General features: G+C 68.1%; 15 protein-coding genes. 9 read left to right on the forward strand and 6 right to left on the reverse strand.

What is annotated here, in order from left to right:
- Nucleotides 1-124 precede the first annotated feature (124 nt).
- Genes ACRWQA_RS00910 through cdd form a run of 6 tightly spaced genes read left to right on the forward strand, consistent with a single transcriptional unit; the run spans nucleotide 125 to nucleotide 5,958 of the window.
- Nucleotides 125-1,396: a NupC/NupG family nucleoside CNT transporter gene (locus ACRWQA_RS00910; protein ID WP_263582052.1), complete on the forward strand. Its 1,272-nt coding sequence runs from the start codon at nucleotides 125-127 to the stop codon at nucleotides 1,394-1,396.
- A 40-nt stretch (nucleotides 1,397-1,436) separates the two neighbouring features.
- Complete coding sequence (gene deoC / locus ACRWQA_RS00915) at nucleotides 1,437-2,210, forward strand: deoxyribose-phosphate aldolase (protein WP_434228865.1); 774 nt, start codon at nucleotides 1,437-1,439, stop codon at nucleotides 2,208-2,210.
- Nucleotides 2,210-3,571 (forward strand): thymidine phosphorylase, encoded by a 1,362-nt coding sequence (gene deoA / locus ACRWQA_RS00920; protein ID WP_434228866.1) that lies wholly within the window; start codon nucleotides 2,210-2,212, stop codon nucleotides 3,569-3,571. The genes deoC and deoA overlap by 1 nt, the downstream gene beginning before the upstream one ends.
- Nucleotides 3,568-4,818 carry a phosphopentomutase gene (locus ACRWQA_RS00925; protein ID WP_434228868.1) on the forward strand — a complete coding sequence of 417 codons (1,251 nt, stop codon included), beginning with the start codon at nucleotides 3,568-3,570 and terminating at the stop codon, nucleotides 4,816-4,818. Before deoA ends, ACRWQA_RS00925 begins: the two co-directional genes overlap by 4 nt.
- 10 nt (nucleotides 4,819-4,828) lie before the next feature.
- On the forward strand, nucleotides 4,829-5,557 hold the full coding sequence (gene deoD, locus ACRWQA_RS00930) for a purine-nucleoside phosphorylase (protein WP_434228870.1): 729 nt from the start codon (nucleotides 4,829-4,831) through the stop codon (nucleotides 5,555-5,557).
- The gene (gene cdd / locus ACRWQA_RS00935) at nucleotides 5,554-5,958 is read left to right on the forward strand and encodes a cytidine deaminase (RefSeq protein WP_263582057.1); all 405 of its coding nucleotides are present in this window, start codon (nucleotides 5,554-5,556) and stop codon (nucleotides 5,956-5,958) included. The genes deoD and cdd overlap by 4 nt, the downstream gene beginning before the upstream one ends.
- A gap of 1 nt (nucleotide 5,959) precedes the next feature.
- On the opposite strand, the gene ACRWQA_RS00940 is transcribed toward cdd, so the two are convergent.
- The 5 genes from ACRWQA_RS00940 to ubiU all read right to left on the reverse strand — a co-directional run bounded on the left by ACRWQA_RS00940 (nucleotide 5,960) and on the right by ubiU (nucleotide 10,831).
- Complete coding sequence (locus ACRWQA_RS00940; protein ID WP_434228872.1) at nucleotides 5,960-6,709, reverse strand: anaerobic ribonucleoside-triphosphate reductase activating protein; 750 nt, start codon at nucleotides 6,707-6,709, stop codon at nucleotides 5,960-5,962.
- A 58-nt stretch (nucleotides 6,710-6,767) separates the two neighbouring features.
- Nucleotides 6,768-6,932 (reverse strand): anaerobic ribonucleoside-triphosphate reductase, encoded by a 165-nt coding sequence (gene nrdD, locus ACRWQA_RS00945; protein WP_263582059.1) that lies wholly within the window; start codon nucleotides 6,930-6,932, stop codon nucleotides 6,768-6,770.
- A gap of 64 nt (nucleotides 6,933-6,996) precedes the next feature.
- The gene (locus ACRWQA_RS00950) at nucleotides 6,997-8,727 is read right to left on the reverse strand and encodes a ribonucleoside triphosphate reductase (protein ID WP_434228874.1); all 1,731 of its coding nucleotides are present in this window, start codon (nucleotides 8,725-8,727) and stop codon (nucleotides 6,997-6,999) included.
- Nucleotides 8,728-8,915: 188 nt separating this feature from the next.
- Nucleotides 8,916-9,827 carry a U32 family peptidase gene (locus ACRWQA_RS00955; protein WP_434228876.1) on the reverse strand — a complete coding sequence of 304 codons (912 nt, stop codon included), beginning with the start codon at nucleotides 9,825-9,827 and terminating at the stop codon, nucleotides 8,916-8,918.
- 8 nt (nucleotides 9,828-9,835) lie between these two features.
- Nucleotides 9,836-10,831 carry a ubiquinone anaerobic biosynthesis protein UbiU gene (gene ubiU, locus ACRWQA_RS00960; RefSeq protein WP_434228878.1) on the reverse strand — a complete coding sequence of 332 codons (996 nt, stop codon included), beginning with the start codon at nucleotides 10,829-10,831 and terminating at the stop codon, nucleotides 9,836-9,838.
- A gap of 153 nt (nucleotides 10,832-10,984) precedes the next feature.
- Here ubiU and ACRWQA_RS00965 point away from each other — a divergent pair, with 153 nt between their 5' ends.
- Genes ACRWQA_RS00965 through ACRWQA_RS00975 form a run of 3 tightly spaced genes read left to right on the forward strand, consistent with a single transcriptional unit; the run spans nucleotide 10,985 to nucleotide 16,106 of the window.
- Nucleotides 10,985-11,602: a TetR/AcrR family transcriptional regulator gene (locus ACRWQA_RS00965; protein WP_434228880.1), complete on the forward strand. Its 618-nt coding sequence runs from the start codon at nucleotides 10,985-10,987 to the stop codon at nucleotides 11,600-11,602.
- A complete protein-coding gene (locus ACRWQA_RS00970; RefSeq protein ID WP_434228882.1) occupies nucleotides 11,599-12,966 on the forward strand; it encodes an efflux RND transporter periplasmic adaptor subunit in 1,368 nt (455 codons plus the stop codon). The genes ACRWQA_RS00965 and ACRWQA_RS00970 overlap by 4 nt, the downstream gene beginning before the upstream one ends.
- Nucleotides 12,963-16,106, forward strand: a complete 3,144-nt coding sequence (locus tag ACRWQA_RS00975) for an efflux RND transporter permease subunit (protein ID WP_434228884.1) — start codon at nucleotides 12,963-12,965, stop codon at nucleotides 16,104-16,106. The genes ACRWQA_RS00970 and ACRWQA_RS00975 overlap by 4 nt, the downstream gene beginning before the upstream one ends.
- Here ACRWQA_RS00975 and ACRWQA_RS00980 read toward each other — a convergent pair.
- Nucleotides 16,063-16,626, reverse strand: a complete 564-nt coding sequence (locus tag ACRWQA_RS00980) for a YIP1 family protein (RefSeq protein WP_434228886.1) — start codon at nucleotides 16,624-16,626, stop codon at nucleotides 16,063-16,065. The two genes, ACRWQA_RS00975 and ACRWQA_RS00980, sit on opposite strands and share 44 nt — an antisense overlap.
- Between the last annotated feature and the right edge of the window lie 48 nt (nucleotides 16,627-16,674).

Below are 16,674 nucleotides of genomic sequence, written 5' to 3' on the forward strand. Positions count from 1 at the left end.
CTGGATGTTGGAATTGTCACAATGGATGTTATAGATTTAACATTTCGCGTCACATCAGTGCATTTCCTACTATAACCAGGTGCGCCCCAGTCGCGGCCACCCAGCACGAACGGAAGGACCCTCCATGACTGCCATCATGAGCCTGGTCGGCATGGCGACGCTGATCGCCATCGCCCTCGTCTTTTCTACCAACCGGCGCGACATCCGCCTACGAACCGTGGGTGGGGCCTTCGCCATCCAGGCCGGTATCGGCGCCTTCGTGCTTTACGTGCCGTTCGGCCAGGCGGTGCTGCAGACAATCTCCGCCGGCGTCAGCCAGGTGGTGCTCTACGCCAACGACGGCATCGACTTTCTCTTCGGTGGTCTGGCCGATACCGGCAATGTCGGCTTCGTCTTCGCCATCAAGGTGCTGCCGGTCATCATCTTCTTCTCCTCGCTGATCGCCGTGCTCTACTACATCGGCATCATGCAGTGGGTGATCCGCATCCTCGGCGGCGCGCTGCAGAAGGCGCTGGGCACCTCGCGCACCGAATCGCTCTCGGCCACCGCCAACATCTTCGTCGGCCAGACCGAGGCGCCGCTGGTGGTGCGCCCCTTCATCGCCCGCATGACCCCCTCGCAGCTGTTCGCGGTGATGTGCGGCGGGCTGGCCTCGGTGGCCGGCTCGGTGCTGGCCGGCTACGCGGCACTGGGCATTCCCATGGAGTACCTCGTCGCGGCCTCGTTCATGGCCGCCCCCGGCGGGCTACTGTTCGCCAAGCTGATCATGCCCGAGACCCAGGAGCCGGTGGACGACACCGAGGAGGCCAACCAGGTCATCGAGGAGGAGGACAAGCCGGTCAACATCCTCGATGCGGCGGCGACCGGGGCCACCTCGGGGCTGCGCCTGGCGGCCAACGTGGGCGCCATGCTGCTCGCCTTCATCGGCCTGATCGCGCTGATCAACGGCATGCTCGGCGGCGTGGGCGGCTGGGTCGGCGTCGAGGAGCTGAGCCTGGAGCTGATCCTGGGCTGGCTGTTCGCGCCGCTCGCCTTCGTGCTCGGCGTGCCCTGGGCGGAAGCGACGCTGGCCGGCTCCTTCATCGGCCAGAAGCTGGTGGTCAACGAGTTCGTCGCCTACATCAACCTGGCGCCCTACATCGACGGCGATTCGCTGGTGGCGAATACAGGTCAGGTCATGAGCGGGCATACCGTGGCGATTCTCTCCTTCGCCCTGTGCGGCTTCGCCAACCTCTCGTCGATCGCCATCCTGCTCGGCGGCCTGGGCAGCATCGCTCCCAGCCGGCGCCACGACATCGCCCGCTTCGGAGTGAAGGCCGTGCTGGCGGGCACGCTCTCCAACCTGATGTCGGCGGCCATCGCCGGGTTCTTCCTCGCCTTGGGGGGAGTGATCTGATGGCTGCTGCCAACGACTTCCTGATTCGACAGGTAATACCATGACCGAACTGCAGCAGGCCGCACGCCAGGCCCTGGCGCTGATGGACCTCACCAGCCTCAACGACGACGACAGTGACGCCGTCATTCGTGAACTGTGTGCCCGTGCCAATACGCCTGCGGGTCATCCAGCGGCGGTGTGCATCTACCCCGCCTTCATCGCCACTGCGCGTGAGGCGCTGGACGGGCAGGGCCTGGCCGGCCAGGTCAAGATCGCCACGGTGACCAACTTCCCCCACGGCGAGGCCAACGTCGAGCGTGCCGCAGCCGAGACCCGCGCGGCCATCGCCGCGGGGGCCGACGAAGTCGACGTGGTGTTTCCCTATCGGGCGCTGATGGCGGGCGACGCCGAGGTCGGCCAAGAGCTGGTTGCCGCCTGCAAGCGCGAGTGCGGCGATGCCGTGCTCAAGGTGATCCTCGAGACAGGTGAGCTCAAGGACGCCGGGCTGATCGACCGTGCCGGCATGCTGGCCATCGACGGCGGCGCCGACTTCCTCAAGACCTCCACCGGCAAGGTGACGGTCAACGCCACCCTGGACGCCGCCAAGATCCTGCTCACCGCGATCAAGGCGAGCGGGCGCGACGTGGGCTTCAAGGCCGCCGGCGGTGTGCGCACCGCCGAGGACGCCGCCGCCTACCTGCAGCTTGCCGAGCAGGTAATGGGAGCGGATTGGATCACCCCGGCGCACTTCCGCTTCGGTGCTTCGGGCCTGCTCGGCAGCCTGCTGGAAACCTTGGGTGTCGGGGAAGACAAGGGCTCGACGGAGGGCTACTGATGCCGGCACGAGCACTGCCCCAGGAGTTGATCCGCGCCAAGCGCGACGGCGAGGCGCTCTCGCCCGAGGCGATCCGCGAGCTGGTGGGCGGCATCAGCGACGGCAGCCTCTCCGACGCCCAGGTTGGGGCGCTGGCCATGGTGATCTACCTCAACGGCATGAATGCCGCCGAGACGGTGGCGCTGACCGAGGCGGTGCGCGACTCCGGCGAGGTGCTGGCGTGGCGCGGCTTGGGCCCTGATCTGGACCTGCCGGGGCCGGTGCTGGACAAGCACTCCACCGGCGGCGTGGGCGATCTCGTCTCGCTGGTGCTGGGGCCATGGGTCGCTGCCTGCGGCGGCTTCGTGCCGATGGTCTCCGGCCGCGGCCTGGGCCACACCGGCGGCACCCTGGACAAGCTCGAGGCGATTCCCGGCTACGACATCGCGCCCTCGCGAGAGCGCTTCCGCACCCTGGTGCGCGAGGCGGGCGTGGCCATCGTCGGCCAGACCGCCGAGCTGGCGCCGGCCGACCGGCGGCTCTACGCCATCCGCGACGTCACCGCCACGGTGGAGTCGCTGCCGCTGATCGTGAGCTCGATACTGGGCAAGAAGCTCGCCTGCGGCCTCGACGCCCTGGTAATGGACGTCAAGACCGGCAGCGGCGCCTTTATGCCCACCCATGAGGCCTCGTTCGAACTGGCGAGTACCATCGCCGAGGTGGCGAGCCGTGCCGGTACGCCCACCACCGCGTTGCTCACCGACATGAGCCAGCCGCTGGCGCCCTGCGCCGGCAACGCCGTCGAAGTGCGCGAGGCCATTGACCTGCTCATCTGCAAAAAGCGGGGCGGCCGCCTGCTCGAGGTGACCCGTGAACTCGCCGCCGAGCTGCTGTTGGCCGTCCGGCTGGTCGAGAGCCGTGATGCAGCCCTGGCCCTGTTGGACGACCGGCTTGCCAGCGGCGCCGCCGCCGAGCGCTTCGCGCGCATGGTGGCGGGCCTGGGCGGCCCCGCCGACCTGCTTGAACGCCACGACCGCTATCTCCCCCAGGCGCCCATCGTGCACCCCGTGCATGCCGAGCGTAGCGGCCGCATCACGCGGATGGATACCCGCGCCCTGGGCCTCGCCGTGGTGGCGCTGGGCGGTGGGCGGCGTGCGCCGCAGGACGCCATCGACCCCGCGGTCGGGCTGACCGGTATCGCCGCTCTCGGCGAGGCGGTCGACGGCGAGCGACCGCTGGCCTGGGTGCATGCGGCAAGCGAAGCCGATGCCGAGCATGCTGCTGCCCAGCTCAAGGCGGCCATCGAAGTGAACGACGTCACCGCTGGCGACGTCCCATTGCCTACACTCATTCAAGACGTGATTCGTCGGGAGGCGCCATGACTCGCGCCATCGTGCTGGTACTCGACTCCTTCGGCATCGGCGGCGCGCCGGATGCGGTGGACTTCGGCGACGCCGGGGCCGACACCCTGGGCCATATCGCCGCCGCCTGCGCTCGCGGAGAGTGTGACGGTGCCGGTCGCCAGGGCTCGCTTGCCCTGCCCCACCTGGGCCGGCTGGGGCTGTTCCACGCCCACCGCGAAAGCACCGGCAGCTGGGCCAAGGGCGTTGACGTGCCAGCCGAGGTGATCGGCGCCTACGGCCATGCCCGCGGGATCTCCTCGGGCAAGGATACCCCCTCGGGCCACTGGGAGATCGCCGGCGTGCCGGTGCGCTTCGACTGGGGCTACTTCTTCGACCTGGAGGACAGCTTCCCGCCCGAGCTGCTCCAGGCGCTCGAGCGCGAAGCCGACCTGCCCGGCGTGCTGGGTAACTGCCACGCCTCGGGCACCGAGATCATCGCCCGACTCGGCGAGGAGCACGTGGCCAGCGGCAAGCCCATCGTCTATACCTCGGGCGACTCGGTGTTCCAGATCGCCGCCCACGAGGAGGCCTTCGGCCTCGAGCGGCTCTACGCGCTGTGCGAGACCGCCCGGCGACTGCTCGAGCCCTACAATATCGGTCGTGTGATCGCGCGGCCCTTCGTCGGACAGAGCGCGGCGGACTTCGCCCGCACCGCCAATCGCCGCGATTACAGCGTCGAGCCGCCCGCACCCACGGTGTTGCAGAAGCTCGAGAGTGACGGCGGAGAGGTGATCGCCATCGGCAAGATCGCCGATATCTATGCCCACTGCGGCATTACTCGAACGATCAAGGCCAGCGGTCACGACGCGCTGATGGACGCCACCCTGGCCGCGCTGGATGAGGCCGGCGAGCGCTCGCTGGTGATGACCAACTTCGTCGACTTCGACACCCTCTACGGCCACCGCCGCGACGTGGCCGGCTACGCCGCAGCTCTCGAAGCCTTCGATGCGCGACTACCCGAGCTGCTGGCCAAGTTGCGCGATGACGACCTGCTGATCCTTACCGCCGACCACGGCTGCGACCCCACCTGGCACGGCAGCGACCACACCCGCGAGCGGGTGCCGGTACTGGCGCTGGGCGTGGGACTCGAGCCCGGCTCGCTCGGCGCGCGCGACACCTTCGCCGATATCGGCCAGAGCCTGGCGGTGCATCTGGGGCTTGCGCCCATGGCCGATGGCACGAGTTTTCTGCCCGAGCCACTACCCACCGACCCTCTCGCTGCATAGGAGCCTCGACATGGCGACTCCCCATATCCAGGGCGAACGCGGCATCTTCGCCGACACCGTGCTGATGCCCGGCGACCCGCTGCGCGCCAAGTACATCGCCGAGACCTTCCTCGAAGAGGCGCGCGAGGTGAACAGCGTGCGCAACATGCTCGGCTTCACCGGCCGCTATCGCGGTCGCGAGATCTCGGTGATGGGACACGGCATGGGCATTCCCTCGGTCTCCATCTACGCCAAGGAACTGATCACCGACTATGGCGTGAAGCGTTTGATCCGGGTTGGTTCCTGCGGCGCGGTGCGCGACGACGTGGCGGTGCGCGACGTGGTGATCGGCCTCGGCGCGAGCACCGATTCGGCGGTCAACCGCACCCGCTTCATGGGCCACGACTTCGCCGCCATCGCCGACTTCGAGCTGACTCGCCACGCGACGGACGCCGCCACGGCCCAGGGCGTGGCGGTCAAGGTCGGCAACCTGTTCTCGGCGGATCTGTTCTACAACCCCCAGGCCGAGCTGTTCACGCTGATGAAGCGCTACGGCATCGTCGGCGTGGAGATGGAGGCGGCGGGGCTCTACGGCGTGGCGGCGGAGTTCGGCGGCCGGGCGATGACCATCTGCACGGTGTCGGACCATATTCTCAAGGGCGAGTCGCTGCCCAGCGAAGCCCGCGAGCGCAGCTTCAACGAGATGGTCGAGGTGGCCCTCGAAGCGGTGCTGCGCGACGACGCGGCGGGGGCGGCATGAGTGACATCGATCCGGCCATCGTCGCTGCGCTGATCGCGGCGCGTGGCAACGCCTACGCGCCCTATTCGCAGCATCCGGTAGGTGCCATGGTGGAAAGCGCGAGCGGGGCGCGCTACTTCGGCGCCAACGTCGAGGTGGCCCACTACAAGGGCTTGTGCGCCGAGGCCTCAGCCATCGCCGCCATGGTCAGCGCCGGCGAGCGGCACCTGCGCCACGTCTACGTCATCGGCCCCGGCGAGCACCTGTGCTCGCCCTGCGGCGACTGTCGCCAGCGCATCCGCGAATTCGCCGACGCCGAGACCCGCATTCACGTGGTGAACGCCGAGGGCAAGCTGCTCAAGCGCTACACCATGGAACAGCTCCTGCCCGATGCGTTCGGGCCGGAGAATCTCAGCCACTGATTCAATCGCGCAGCTCGATGCGTTCGAAATGAGGGGAAAGGCGCCTGACCAGCCCGGCGAGCATCGCCCGCGGCGGCGCGTTCTCCACCGGCTGACAGTAGGCCGGGTCGAGGCACTGTCGGGTGCGCGCCACCTGAATGGCGTAGCGGCGCACGCCGCAGTCGGCCAGGGTCAGCGCCAGGCGCTCCACGTCGGCCAGGTCGAAGTCGCGCCAGTGCACGGTGGTACGGCACTCGAAGTCGATGCCGCTGTCGAGCAGCGCCATCAGGCTCTGACTGTTGCGCTGCCAGATGCCGGGGCGCCCGCAGATACGGTCGAAGTCGCGCCCGCGCCCTTTCACGTCTAGCCCCACCCAGTCGAGATTCGGCAGCAGGCGAGAGAGCCGCGCCGGGTAAGGCCCGGCGGTGTGCAATCCCACCTTGAAACCCATCGCCTTCGCCTCGGCGACGGCGGCCGGCAGGGCGTTGTGCAGGGTCGGCTCGCCACCGCTGAACACCACCGCTTCGAGCAGCCCCCGGCGTTCCTCGAGAAACTCCCGAACCGCCTGCCACTCCCGCTCGTCGCCACGCCGTGGCGGCATCATGTGCCCGTTGTGGCAGTAGCCGCAGCGCAGCGGGCAGCCCTGCAGAAAGACTACGCAGGCCAGGTGATCCGGATAGTCCAGGGTGGTCATCTGGGTCATGCCGGCGATGGGTAGCCGGATACCGTCCAAGGGCGCGAAGGCGGGCGGGTCGAGATCGGTGGCGATCATCTGAAGGCTCCAGTGCCGGGCGCAGAGGCCCGGCAGCTCAGTCAGGCAGTGGCGTGTTTCAGGACGTCAGGGCGGCGGCCCGCTCGGTGAAATGACGTCGCTCGCGGTGCTCGGAACGCTTGCCGACGTTGAACTGGCTGACCGGGCGGTGGTAGCCCATCACGCGGGTCCACACCTCGCAGCGCTGGCGTTGTTCGGTGGGCAGGGTGTCGATGTTCGTCATCTTCTTGGCTCCTTCCAGTGGTGGGTAAAACAGCGGATTGAAAAGCAGAAAGTTGCAAAAACGCTCAGGCCGAAACGGCCGCGGCGCGTCTTGCCAGCAGTGCCTCGTCGCACTTCGGGCAGAACTCGTGTTCGCCGGCCAGGTAGCCGTGCACCGGGCAGATCGAGAAAGTCGGCGTCACGGTGATGTAGGGCAGGCGGAAGCGCGACAATGCGGTGTGCACCAGCTTGCGGCAGGCGGTGGCGCTGGAGAGCCGCTCGCGCATGTAGAGGTGCAGCACGGTGCCGCCGGTATAGCGGGTCTGCAGCGGGTCCTGGTGGATCAGCGCCTCGAAAGGATCGTCGGTATGCCCCACCGGCAGCTGGCTCGAGTTGGTGTAGTAGGGCGCTTCCGGCGTGCCGGCCTGCAGAATGCCGGGGAAGCGCTCGGCGTCGGCGCGGGCGAAGCGGTAGGTGGTGCCCTCCGCCGGGGTCGCCTCCAGGTTGTAGAGATGGCCGGTCTCGGTTTGGAATTCCTGCATTCTTGAACGTACGTGGTCGAGCACTTCCAGGGCGAGCTGGCGCCCCTCCGGGGCGGTGATGTCGTAGCGGTCGTCGGAGAAGTTGCGCACCATCTCGTTGAGCCCGTTCACCCCCAGCGTGGAGAAGTGGTTGCGCAGGGTGCCCAGGTAGCGCTGGGTGTAGGGGTAGAGCCCTTCGTCCATCCACTGCTGGATGCAGCTGCGCTTGAGCTCCAGGCTGTCGCGGCCCAGCGCCAGCAGGCGATCGAGCTCAGTGAACAGGCCCGCCCGGTCGCCGGCGAAGCGATGGCCGAGCCGCGCGCAGTTGAGCGTCACCACGCCCAGCGAGCCGGTCTGCTCGGCGCTGCCGAACAGGCCGTTGCCGCGCTTGAGCAGCTCGGTGAGGTCGAGCTGCAGGCGGCAGCACATGGAACGCACCATGTGCGGCTCCAGGTCGGAGTTGAGGAAGTTCTGGAAGTAGGGCAGGCCGTACTTGGCGGTCAGGGCGAACAGCCGCTCGGCGTTGTCGCTCTCCCAGTCGAAATCCGCGGTGATGTTGTAGGTGGGAATCGGGAAGGTGAATACCCGCCCCTGGCGGTCGCCGGCCTCCATCACCTCCAGGTAGGCGCGGTTGATCAGGTCCATCTCCGCCTGCAGCTCGCCGTAGGTGAAGGACTGCTCCTCGCCGCCGACGATTGGCACCTGGTCGCGCAGGTCCGCCGGGCACACCCAATCGAAGGTGAGGTTGGTGAAGGGCGTCTGGCTGCCCCAGCGCGACGGCACGTTGAGGTTGTAGATGAACTCCTGGATCGCCTGCTTCACCGCGGCAAAGTCGAGGGCGTCGCGGCGCACGTAGGGCGCGAGATAGGTATCGAAGGAGCTGAAGGCCTGGGCGCCGGCCCACTCGTTCTGCAGCGTGCCGAGGAAGTTGACCATCTGCCCCAGCGCGCTGGAGAGATGCCGCGGCGGATCGCTCTCGGCGCGCCTGGGCACGCCGTTGAAGCCTTCGATCAGCAGCTGGCGCAGCGACCAGCCGGCGCAGTAGCCGCACAGCATGTCGAGGTCATGGATGTGCAGGTCGCCCTCGCGGTGGGCGGCGCCGACCTCCGCCGGGTAGACCTCGTCGAGCCAGTAGTTGGCGATCAGCTTGCCCGAGACGTTGAGAATCAGCCCACCTAGGGAGTAGCCCTGGTTGGCGTTGGCGTGCACGCGCCAGTCGGCGCGTTCGAGGTATTCGTTGACGGTCGAGGCGACGTCGATGCGGCGCGGGCTGGCCTGGCGGGTGGGGGCGTTCACCGTTATCTCCCTATATGTGCTGCCAATTGGTGTTTCCATACACAACATATGGTGTGTAAAGGCTAGTGTCTTCGGCAGCGGGGGGAAATGACCCAGGTCAGAAAACGGCCATTTGGAACGCCGGGGAACGACGAACCCCGCCGGTCGGCGGGGCTCGAATACACAAGCTAAAGCGCTCATAGCGGGGGTCAGACGGGCAGCCGGGTGTTGTCCATGCCCGGGCGGCCGTGCCAGTAGCCGTCGCACACCTCGGCCTCGACCAGCGCCAGCGGGTCGGGGGCAGGCAGCTCGCCGCGGCGCGCGGCATCGAAGGCGGCGACCACCTCGGCCATGCCCTCGGCCCGCGGGCTCAGCCGCGCTACCGCCACGCCCATCGCGACCATGTCACCCACTTCGTAACGCAGATCCTGGCAGGCCCCCGAGAGGGTCTGGATGCCGTTGAGGGTGAACACCTCCTTCGACTCCTGCGAGCGCAGCGCCAGGCCCTCGGGGTACTTCTGGCAGACGAACTGGCAGCGGTCCTTGGGCTTCTGGTGACGCCGTGCGGTGAAGCAGCGCGACGACCAGGCCAGCGGCAGGTGGCCGTAGGCGAATACCTCGCAGGGCCGGTCGAGACCCTCGGCGGCGCAGTCGGCGAGCAGCCGGGCGAGATCGTCGCGCGACATCTCCACCGGCGCCTGCCAGCGGCGCATGCCGGCGCGGGCCATCACGCCGATGGCCGCCGGGTTATAGAGGTTGAGCGCGGCCCCGGCGACGAAGGGCAGGCCCGCGGCGGCGAGGCGTTGCAGCGCGCTCTGGTCGTTGGCCTCGACGGTGAACTCGCCGTTGTCGCACAGCTTTCGCAGGTCGCGCAGATCGGCTTCTGACTCGATCAACGTCTGGCTCGACAGCACCACCTGCTTGCCGCTCTGGGCCAGCTCGCGGCCGATGCCGAGCCAGTCGTCGAGCTTCATGTCGCGCCGTCGCGAGCAGACGGACTCGCCCAGATAGACGCTCTCCACCGGCCAGTCGGCGGCCTCGCGATAGAAGTCGGCGTAGCGCTCGCGGGTCCAGTAGAACAGCACCGGGCCCAGGGCGAGCTGCAGGGAATCGGATGACATACGGACTCCTATTTCCAGCGGCGCTCATAGGCGCCCAGGGTGGTAGTGGCGCCCTCGGAGACCTCGCCCAGGCCGGCCATCCAGGCGGGGTCGGGGTGGAAGCGCTCGGGTGCTCGCTCGAGGCGATCCAGTGCCTGGCGCCAGATGCCGGCCACCTTTGACACGTAGGCCGGGCTGCGCTGCCGGCCCTCGATCTTCACCGCGCTGATGCCCAGCTCGCGCAGCTCCGGCAGCAGCTCCAGGGTGTTGAGGCTGGTGGGCTCCTCGATGGCGTGGTAGGTCTCGCCGCCGACCTCGAAGCGCCCCTTGCACAGGGTGGGGTAGCCGGCGCGCTCGCCTTCGCCGTAGCGATCGATCAGCACGCCGTTCAAGCGCGACTCCAACCCCTGCGGCGTCTCCTCCCAGCGTACGTGGGCCGCCGGCGAGCAGACCCCGCGGGTGTTGGGCGACTCCCCGGTCAGGTAAGAGGAGAGGTAGCAGCGCCCCTCGGCCATGATGCACAGGCTGCCGAAGGCGAACACCTCGAGTTCCACCGGGCTCTGCTTGGCCAGGTCGCGGACCTGGGTGATGGAGAGCACCCGCGGCAGCACGGCGCGCTTGATGCCGAACTGGTCGTGATAGAAGCGCAAGGCCTCGTGGCTGGTGGCCGAGCCCTGCACCGAGAGGTGGCGGGCGAGATCCGGGTAGCGCCGCGCGGCGTAGTCGAGCAGCCCCATGTCGGCCATGATCAGGGCGTCGACGCCGAGCTCGGCGGCCTGGTCCACGGCGCGGGTCCACTGGGCCCAGCCGTCGGGCTGCGGGTAGGTGTTGATGGCGCAGAACACCCGCTTGCCGCGGGCATGGGCGTAGTCGATGCCTTCACGGGCGCGACTGTCGGTGAAGTTGAGGCCGGCGAACTGCCGGGCGTTGGTGGCGTTCTGGAAGCCGAAGTAGACGGCATCGGCGCCTTCATCCACCGCCCGCTTCAGGGCCGGCAGGTTGCCGGCCGGGCAGACGAGCTCCATGTCGCTCTCCTCGCAGTCTGGGTAAACCCGACCATGCTAGTCGACTAAGGAGAGGCGTCTTTTGATGAGGGTCATGGCGAGGTGGGTTAGTGCTGGCGGTACGAGAGAGTGCGGCATAAGATAGTAATCGATTACTATCTTTTGGAGTCGCTGATGTCGACCAAGCGCAATCTCACCGCCGAAGCGCGGCGTGAACTCACCGTCAAGGCGGTCATCGAGCTGAGCGCGGGCGACGATCCGGCGACGATCACCACGGGCGATATCGCCAAGCACATGGGGGTCACCCAGGGCGCGCTGTTTCGTCATTTCCCCAGCAAGGACGCTGTCTGGGAGGCGGTTATCGGCTGGGTGGGCGAGCGGGTGATGCAGCGACTGGACGCTGCGGCCGCCGAGGCCGACGGCCCCCTCGCCGCGCTGGAGGCGATGTTTCATGCGCATATCGCCTTCATCGTCGATCACCCCGGCGTGCCTCGGTTGATGATGGGGCAGTTGCAGCATGCCCGGCCGACCCCGGCCCGGCGACTGGTCCGCTCACTCCTGTTCCGTTACCGCGAACGGGTCGAGCTGCTGCTGAGCCAGGCCCAGGCCGCCGGTGAACTGCGCCAGGGTCTGAACATCGAGGCGGCAGCCACGCAGTTCATCGGCACCATCCAGGGGCTGGTCATGCAGTCGTTGATGATCGGCAACATGAACCATGTCGCCCAGCAGGCCCCGGGGGCATTCGAGCTTTACTGTCATGGCATCCACCCCGATGGCGAGGTGCGCCAATGATTCGTCCAACCCGGCGCCTGGGGCGCGCGCTAGTGGTGCTTGCCGGCGTGGCCGTGGGCGCGGCCCTGCTGGTGCTCTTCGTGGTCAACCGCCAGGCCCCCGAGCGTAGCGAGGCGGCGGTCACGCCAGCGCGCGTGGCGTTCATCGAAGCGCGCCCGCTGGCGTTTCGCCTCGAAGCGCGTGGACACGGCGTGGCGCGACCTGCCGAGACCTGGCAGGCGATAGCCAACGTGAGCGGGCGGGTCGTGGAGCGCCATCCCGGGCTGGAGAACGGCTCCCTGCTGGCCGAGGGGTCCCTGCTGGTGGCACTCGACCCGAGCCGCTACGAGCTGGCCATCGCCGAGGCCGAGGCGGAACTGGCCAGCCTGACGGCAGAACTCGATCAACTGGAGACCGAAGCGGACAACGCCCGCCGCTTGCTGGCGTTGGAGCGAGAGCGGCTGAGCCTTGCCGAGCGCGAGCTGGCGCGCATCGAGCGGCTGGCCGAGAGCGGTTCGGTCTCCACCTCGCAGCGCGACGAGCAGCGTCGCAGCACGCTGGCCCAGCGTCAGGCGGTGGCGTCGCTGGAGAATACCCTGGCATTGATGCCCTCGCGGAGCGACGTTCTCGCCGCCCAGCGCGAGCGAGCCGCTGCGCGCCTGGGTCAGGCCCGGCGCGATCTGGAGGACACTCGCTTTCTGGCGCCCTATGACCTGCGCCTGGGCGAGGTGGCCGTGGAGCAGCACCAGTTCGTGGCGACGGGGCAACGGCTCTTCGAAGCCGACAGCCTGGCGACGGCCGAGGTGGAGGCGCACATTCCCCTCGCCATGATGCGGCGCCTGTTGGCTGGCGTAGTGCCCGACGAGCCGCCCCGCAGCGCGCTGGAGCTGAGCGAGCGCCTGGAACTGGCGGATATAGAGGCCGAGGTCGCGCTGGTCGGCGCCGAGGGCGTGGGCTGGACGGGGCGGCTGGTGCGTGTCGCCAGCGGCCTGGACCCGGCCACGCGCACCGTGCGAGCGGTGGTCCGCGTCGCGGATCCTTATCAAGACGTTCTGCCGCCCGACCGGCCGCCGCTGCAGCGCGACATGTATACCCGCGTGCGCCTCTCCACGCCGAGCCGCGAGCCGTTGCTGGTGGTGCCGGCGAGCGCGGTGCATCAGGGCGAGCTGTACCTGGTGGACGACGAGGACCGCCTGGTACGCCGCGACGTTGACGTGAGCTTCGAGCAGGGCGGCATGGCGGTAATTGCCGCGGGCCTCGTGCCGGGCGAACGGGTGGTGGTAACCGGCCTCGCCAGCGCGATACAGGGCATGGCGCTGGCTCCCCGGCGTGACGCGGCGCTCGAGCGCCAGCTTGCCGAGCAGGCGGCGGGAGAGCGGCCATGATCCGCTGGTTCTCCGGCCACCCCACGGCGGCCAACCTGCTGCTGGTGCTGCTGATCGCCGCCGGCCTGTTCGCCTTGCCCCAGCTCAAGCGCGAGACGCTGCCTGACTATCGCGCGGTCGAGGGTAGCATCGAGGTGACCTACCGCGGGGCCAGTGCCGCCGACGTCGAGGACGCCGTCTGCCGACGCCTGCACGACGCGATCAAGGGCGTCGAGTATCTCGATGAGTTCGAGTGTATCGCCCAGGACAACCTGGCCAGTGCCACCGCCACCATGGCGGCGGGTGGTGACGCCATTCGTTTTCTCAACGAGCTCGAAACCGAGGTGGACGCGATCAGCGATCTGCCGTCGCGCGCCGAGCGGCCGGTGGTGCGCGAACGCCATCGCAGCGACCTGGTGGCCGCGGTGGCGGTCTCGGCCGACATGCCGGGGCGCCAGATCGAAGGCTATGCCCTGCGCCTGGAGGAGCGCCTGATGGCCCTGCCGGGCGTGGCGGACGTGACGATCCACGGCATGTCCCAGCGCCAGTGGCAGGTGGAAGTATCGCGCGAGATGCTGGGGCAGCACGGCTTCTCGGTACGCCAGCTTGCCGCCCGTATCGCCAGCCAGAGCCTCGACCTGCCGCTCGGCACCCTGGAGACTCGCGAGCGCGACATCCTGCTGCGCTTCAGCGATCAGCGCCGCTCGCTGGAGGAGCTCGCCTCGCTGGTGGTGCTTTCCGATCCCAAGGGCGGCGAACTGACCCTGGGTGAGATCGCCACCCTGCGCGAAGTGGGTGAGCGCCCCGAGGAGAAGATCCGCTTCGAAGGCGAGCCGGCGCTGGTCCTGGAGGTGAGCAAGTCGCTGCGTGCCGATGCGCTGTCGGTGAAGGATTCACTGGAACGCCTGCTGCAAGCGGAGCGACAGCGCTTCGACGGCCGGCTCTCGCTCACCCTGACCCAGGACATGACCGGCATCGTGCGTGATCGCCTGCGGATGCTGGTCGTCAACGGCATCATGGGCTTGGCACTGGTAGTACTGGTGATGAGCCCGTTCTTCCGACCCCGGCTGGCGCTGTGGGCGGTATTGGGGCTACCGGTGGCCTTCATGGGTGCTTTCGCGGTGATGGCGCTCCTCGGGCTGTCGCTCAACATGATCACCCTGGTGGCGCTGCTGATGGCCATCGGCATCGTCATGGACGACGCCATCGTCATCACCGACAACGTCGCCGCCCACGCCATGCAGGCGGCCACGCCGCTGGAAGCGGTGGTGACCGGCACGCGGCAGGTGCTGCCGGGGGTGTTCTCCTCCTTTCTCACCACGGTCGCGGTATTCGCGCCGCTGTCGTTCCTGGCAGGCGAACTGGGTGCTGTGCTGGAGGTCCTGCCGGTGGTGCTGATTGCGGCGCTGACGGCCAGCCTGGTGGAGGCGTTCTGGATCCTGCCGCATCATCTCAAGGGCAGTCTCAAGGGCGGCGCGTCGCGGTTGCACGAGCGGAACGACTCCCGTTTCCGGGCGGCCTTCGAGCGCGGCTTCGACACCTTTCGCGAGCGGGTCGGGAGGCTAGCCGACGGGGCGATCCGCCGGCGTCATGCGGTGCTGGGGGCAGTATTGACCGTGATGCTGGGTTCGCTCGGCTTCATGGCCGGTGGCCATATCGGCAGCGAGGCGATGCCCGATATCGACGGCGACGTGCTGGAGGCGCGCATCCTCATGCCCCAGGGCACGCCGCTGGCCCGCACCGAGGCCGTGGCCGAGCACGTCGAGGCGGCCATGCGCGAGCTGGACGCGCGCTATTCACCCGAGCAGCCCGACGGCGCCTCGCTGGTGGAGGCGATCCAGGTGCGCTTCAACCACAACGCCAGCGCCCGGGAAAGCGGCCCGCACGTGGCCACGGTAATGGTCGACCTGCTCACCGCCGAGCGACGCCGTGTCACCCTCGATACGCTGACCGAGGCGTGGCGCGAGGCGATCGGCCAGATCGAAGGTATCGAGCGGCTGATCATCCAGGAGCCGGGGCTCGGCCCCGCCGGCATGCCGATCGAGGTGAGGCTTGTCGGCGAAGAGCTGGATGCGCTGAAGGCGGCCGCCACGGAACTGGCCACCCAACTGGAGAGTTACGACGCCGTCTACAACGTCATCGACGACCTGCGCCTGGGCAAGCCGCAGCGTGCCTACACCCTGGCCGAGGGCGCCCACGGCCTCGGCCTGAACGCCGAGGAGGTGGCCGTCCAATTGCGTGCCGCCCTGCTTGGCGAAGTGGCCGATACCCAGCGCATCGGCGAGCTGGAGGTGGAAATCCTGGTGCGCCAGGCGCAAGCCGATCGCGACGATCTGAATGACCTGGCCGATCTGACGATCACCCTGCCCGACGGCAGACGGGTACCGCTGGAAGTGGTGGCGAACATGCACGAGCGGCGTGACTGGGCGCGCATCACGCGTATCGACGGGCGCCGTACGGTGAGGGTGGAGGCCAATGTCGACGCGCGCCACGCCAGCGCCCAGGCCATCGTCGACGACCTGCGCGGCGGCTGGCTGGACGACTTCGAGGCGCGCCATCCCGGCGTGACGGTCGCCTTCGAAGGGCAGGTGGCCAGCTCCGCCGAGACGGGCGGCTCGATTCGCCGCGGCCTGCTGATCGGCCTGCTGGGCATCTTCCTTATCTTGTCGTTCCAGTTCCGCAGTTACGTGGAGCCGCTGATCGTCATGCTGACGATCCCCCTGGCGTTCATCGGCGCGATCTGGGGTCATGTACTCATGGGCTACTACCTCTCCATGCCCTCGCTGATCGGGGCGGCGTCGCTGGCCGGTATCGTGGTCAACAACGCCATCCTCCTGATCCAGTTCATCAATACGCATCGCGAGTACGGCCTGGATGCCGCAGCGGCGGCGGGGCAGGCCAGCCGCGACCGGCTGCGTGCCATCCTCATCTCCTCGACGACGACCATCGCTGGGCTGCTGCCGCTGCTGGCGGAAACCAGCACCCAGGCGGCCACCATCAAGCCGCTGGTGATCTCGGTGGTATTCGGCCTGCTCAGCGCCACCGTGCTGGTGCTGGTGGTGATTCCGGCGCTCTACGTGCTGTTCGACGACTGGGGCTGGCTGCGTGGGAAGGGATCTACAGCGCCCACACCAACGCCAGCAGAACCCCCCAGGCCATGAGGCCGAAGGCGATGATCGTGTAGGTGGCGGACATGACCATGATGTCGTCTTCTTCGCGCTCGGCGAGCGCCTGCAGGCCGTGGTAGACCAGACCGCATGACAGCATCAGCGCCAACAGCACGCCGCAGACGATGAAGACCATGTCGGGAACGAACAAGGTCAGCGAGGAGAACCACAGCGGCAGCGGCACCATGGCGGCCAGGAAGTAGGCATCGCGATGGTTCAGGCGCAGGCGGTGGGCGTCCGCCACGCCGTGGATCAGCCAGCCCATCACCAGGAAGGTGAGTAGCTCGGCGGTGAACAGCGCCGGAGCGATGATGGCCCAGGGTCGTTCGGCCAGGCCCGGCAGCAGGGCATCGCCGTGGTGATGGATGGCGTAGTACAGCATCACCGGCGGCAGCAGCGACAGCGGCAGCACCACGCGCAGGATCAGCGCATTGAGGGAAGGCCGGCTCTGGCGTAGCTGCTGCCAACCGCCTTCATGTGTGAAGGGTAGTTGCAGGATATGATTGATATCCATCAAGAGGCTCTCGCGTCAGGGAAAAAATTATTGTTTTCCTTGATTTAG

Source organism: Billgrantia sp. C5P2, assembly GCF_051062895.2.

Coding starts and splice junctions, on each gene's coding strand:
- deoC (WP_434228865.1), top strand. CDS start 1,437: ATGACCGAACTGCAGCAGGCCGCACGCCAGGCCCTGGCGCTGATGGAC.
- ACRWQA_RS00910 (WP_263582052.1), top strand. CDS start 125: ATGACTGCCATCATGAGCCTGGTCGGCATGGCGACGCTGATCGCCATC.
- deoD (WP_434228870.1), top strand. CDS start 4,829: ATGGCGACTCCCCATATCCAGGGCGAACGCGGCATCTTCGCCGACACC.
- ACRWQA_RS00955 (WP_434228876.1), bottom strand. CDS start 9,827: ATGTCATCCGATTCCCTGCAGCTCGCCCTGGGCCCGGTGCTGTTCTAC.
- ACRWQA_RS00940 (WP_434228872.1), bottom strand. CDS start 6,709: ATGATCGCCACCGATCTCGACCCGCCCGCCTTCGCGCCCTTGGACGGT.
- ACRWQA_RS00965 (WP_434228880.1), top strand. CDS start 10,985: ATGTCGACCAAGCGCAATCTCACCGCCGAAGCGCGGCGTGAACTCACC.
- ACRWQA_RS00975 (WP_434228884.1), top strand. CDS start 12,963: ATGATCCGCTGGTTCTCCGGCCACCCCACGGCGGCCAACCTGCTGCTG.
- ACRWQA_RS00980 (WP_434228886.1), bottom strand. CDS start 16,626: ATGGATATCAATCATATCCTGCAACTACCCTTCACACATGAAGGCGGT.
- ACRWQA_RS00970 (WP_434228882.1), top strand. CDS start 11,599: ATGATTCGTCCAACCCGGCGCCTGGGGCGCGCGCTAGTGGTGCTTGCC.
- deoA (WP_434228866.1), top strand. CDS start 2,210: ATGCCGGCACGAGCACTGCCCCAGGAGTTGATCCGCGCCAAGCGCGAC.
- cdd (WP_263582057.1), top strand. CDS start 5,554: ATGAGTGACATCGATCCGGCCATCGTCGCTGCGCTGATCGCGGCGCGT.
- nrdD (WP_263582059.1), bottom strand. CDS start 6,932: ATGACGAACATCGACACCCTGCCCACCGAACAACGCCAGCGCTGCGAG.
- ACRWQA_RS00925 (WP_434228868.1), top strand. CDS start 3,568: ATGACTCGCGCCATCGTGCTGGTACTCGACTCCTTCGGCATCGGCGGC.
- ubiU (WP_434228878.1), bottom strand. CDS start 10,831: ATGGAGCTCGTCTGCCCGGCCGGCAACCTGCCGGCCCTGAAGCGGGCG.